We start from the raw sequence: 2,779 nt of genomic DNA, 5'->3' as shown, positions 1-2,779 counted from the left end.
GACACGAGAAGCATGCGCGGATCATGTTCCGCCCCACCCCCACCGGGCGTCAGGCTTGTATCGAGGGCCGCCGGGTGTACGTGTGGCAGGTCATGGAAACGGTCTGGGCCTCGGACGGCAAGGTGGAGGAGGCGGCCGACTATCTAGGCTTAACGGCGGACCAGGTTCGTTCCGCAGTGCGCTACTGTGCCGAATACCGCGACGAGATCGAGGGACAGATCAGGGCCAATGAAGACGCCGCCGCACGGGAGCGGCGCCTCTGGGAAAGCACACAGGAGGCACTGCGCCGCTGAGGCTGCTGCTCGACGAGATGTTGGATCGGGAGATCGCGGTCCAACTCCGAGCTCGTGGCCACGACATCGAGTCCATCCAGGGCGACTATGAGCGGCTCCAGGGGACGGACGACACGGTCGTACTGGAAGAGGCCGGCGCGATGGGCCGTTCCCTGGTCACCGACAATGTCGGCCATTTTCTCGTCGCCCATGAACGGATAGTTTTGGCAGGCAGACATCATGCTGGCTTGGTCCTAGCCAGCCCACGCGGTTACCCACGGAGCAAACGGACCATCGGCCTTTGGGTCCAGGCGCTGGCCGTCATACTTTCGAAGTACAGCGACGAGCTAACAGAGGACTTGGTCGAATGGCTGCGGTAGAACCTGGGCTCAGTGCGGGGAAGGTCACGCCGGAGACTACTAACGGTCCGGGGAATTCAGCAGGTCTTCCATCCTGTCGGCGGCGTCCCGGCGCAGCTGGGGAATGACATGCGAATAGGTGTTCATCGTCATTCCGATTTCCGAGTGGCCTAGCACGTCCATGACTACTCGCGGAGAAACGCCCTGCACCAAAAGGAGCGTTGCGCACGAGTGGCGCAGGTCGTGGAAGCGCCTTTGCGCCAGGCCGGCGCGGTCCAATTGCCGGTGAAACTGACGGGTCAGGGTGGTACCTTCCAGCGGCAGTCCCTCGGGTGTGGTGAAGAGAAATCCTGATTCCTTCCACTCCTGCCCGACCGCCCTCCGCTCCTCCACCTGTTGTTGCCGATGCTCCCGCAGGCCCTTCAGGATGGAAGCCGGTAGCACCAGCGTGCGCCGGCTATGATCGGTCTTCAGGTCGACTCGCTGCAGGACACCGTCCACCCGCTGCAGCTGCTTGGTAATCCTGAGGTAGCCCATCTGAAGGTCGACGTCGGACCAGCGGAGGCCCAGTGCTTCGCCCTGGCGAAGCCCCATCGTCAATGCGACCGAGTAGAGCGCCTCCAGCCGGTCGCCGCGGATGGAATCAAGGAAGGTGCGAGCTTCCTCTGGCGTGAGCGGCTGAATGTCGTAGCGTCGGGTCCTCGGCAGCTCGACCGCCGTTGCGGCGTTCCGGCTGATCATCTCCCAGCGCACCGCATGGTTGAGCGCCGCGCGGAGAGTAGCCCGTACCCCTCGCACCGACTTGGCAGAGAGGCCTTCCTTCAACTTCGCATTCAGCAGCGCCTGCACCTGCATGGGAGTGAGCCGGTCAAGTGGCGTTCGTCCAAGAGTTGGCTTGAGGTGAAGCCTGACGTGCACCTCGTAACCCATGTACGTCCACTGTCGAACCGAGGGCTTGACCACCTCGGCGAGCCACTGGTCGAGAAAGGCTCCAACGGTTATGCCCCGAGCATCGGCAAAGGTACCGATGTCCTGGGCGTGCACGGCCGCCGCGAGCTTCCTACGCACCTCGTCCCGGGTGGTCCCGTAGAAGAACTTGCGGCGGCCGTCCGGCAGTGAAATTGCAGCAGCCCAAGAACCGTTCTTTCGCCGATAGAAGCTGCCCTCGCCGTTGCCCCGCCTTCGGGGCATTTAGCGCTCCAGTTCGCCGATCTGGAAGCGCTCTCGAAACCTGGCGCCTCGGTCTGATCGCTGTTCTCGAATGGAGATCAGCGTCTGGTTCTGCACCCACTCCTCCAGCGCCTGGCGCGGTACACGCACGCAGCGGCCGAGGTGCACGACGGGCAACTCGGCCCTCGCCATCATCTGGAAGACCTTGGTCCGGCCGATGCCGAGCAGCTGGGAGACCTCACGGCTGTCCAGCAGCCAAGTGTCTGCAGGGGCAGGCGACCCCGTCCTGCGTCTACTGCTTTCAGCCTCTTCTATGGAACGCGCGCGTAGAGACATGAAACAACCTCCTTGCTTGCTCACCGCGTTGGCGGGCGGTCCCCGGGGAACCGGATGCGGCGCCGGTTCCCCAGACCCCTCCGCGCCGTTACGGAGAGATAGGAATCAGCTGCCGGAGCCCGAAGCGGACGACGTTTTTGGCTTGGGAGACCTTGTCTTAGAGATCCCGCGCCTGAGGCGATTGAGCCCACTCCTGCCGAGCCCAGTGCCAAGGTGGACGATCGAGCCCATGGTCATCATCGAGATGGCGCCGGCGCCCCAGCCCCGAACCATGCCACCCGCGCTGCCGTGCGCAAAACGGAGAGCCTGGAAGAGGATCGCGGGTGAGAAGGTGGCGATGAGCAGGATGGCCAGACCGGTGCTCAGCCAGCCCGCCTTGCCCTCGGCCGATTGGGCACCGCGGATAGCCGGGATGACCAGGCCGAAGCCGATGTAGATCACTGTCGCGACCACAAACTTGGAGAGCATGAGGCCGACCAGGAACTCAGCCAGGTGAATGGCAGCGGCTGTCATCCTGGGCCAGATGGCCAGCACACAGACCAAGGGGATGAAGGCGGTTACTGTCAGCATCAGCGCCGCCCTGACCAGGAGCTCCAGCTGGACTATGACTGCCATCAGGATCGTCAGCAGGGCAGTGAAGAT

Annotated in this window: 5 protein-coding genes; 2 read left to right on the top strand and 3 right to left on the bottom strand. The window is 63.6% G+C overall.

Annotation, left to right across the window (positions count from 1 at the left end; all coding sequences use genetic code 11):
* Both ACR2MZ_RS04450 and ACR2MZ_RS04445 read left to right on the top strand, forming a co-directional pair.
* Positions 1-293: DUF433 domain-containing protein (locus tag ACR2MZ_RS04450; protein WP_434003866.1), on the top strand; the 293-nt coding region annotated here is incomplete at its 5' end.
* Entirely contained in the window at positions 260-652 is a 393-nt protein-coding gene (locus ACR2MZ_RS04445; RefSeq protein ID WP_434003867.1) for a DUF5615 family PIN-like protein, read from the top strand. The genes ACR2MZ_RS04450 and ACR2MZ_RS04445, both read left to right, overlap by 34 nt.
* A 39-nt stretch (positions 653-691) precedes the next feature.
* On the opposite strand, the gene ACR2MZ_RS04440 is transcribed toward ACR2MZ_RS04445, so the two are convergent.
* The 3 genes from ACR2MZ_RS04440 to ACR2MZ_RS04430 form a co-directional block, all read right to left on the bottom strand.
* Entirely contained in the window at positions 692-1,822 is a 1,131-nt protein-coding gene (locus tag ACR2MZ_RS04440) for a tyrosine-type recombinase/integrase (protein ID WP_434003865.1), read from the bottom strand.
* Positions 1,823-2,137 (bottom strand): helix-turn-helix domain-containing protein, encoded by a 315-nt coding sequence (locus tag ACR2MZ_RS04435; RefSeq protein ID WP_434003864.1) that lies wholly within the window; start codon positions 2,135-2,137, stop codon positions 1,823-1,825.
* 105 nt (positions 2,138-2,242) lie between these two features.
* A partial coding sequence (locus tag ACR2MZ_RS04430; RefSeq protein WP_434003863.1) for a hypothetical protein occupies positions 2,243-2,779 on the bottom strand: 537 nt, incomplete at its 5' end.

Origin of the sequence: Candidatus Dormiibacter sp., assembly GCF_050999135.1 — a bacterium.
GTDB lineage: Bacteria > Chloroflexota > Dormibacteria > Dormibacterales > Dormibacteraceae > Dormiibacter > Dormiibacter spiritus.
The sequence above is the reverse complement of the archived record's forward strand: the minus strand, read 5'-3'. Positions and strand labels throughout refer to the sequence as shown.

Coding starts and splice junctions, on each gene's coding strand:
- ACR2MZ_RS04440 (WP_434003865.1), bottom strand. CDS start 1,822: ATGCCCCGAAGGCGGGGCAACGGCGAGGGCAGCTTCTATCGGCGAAAG.
- ACR2MZ_RS04435 (WP_434003864.1), bottom strand. CDS start 2,137: ATGTCTCTACGCGCGCGTTCCATAGAAGAGGCTGAAAGCAGTAGACGC.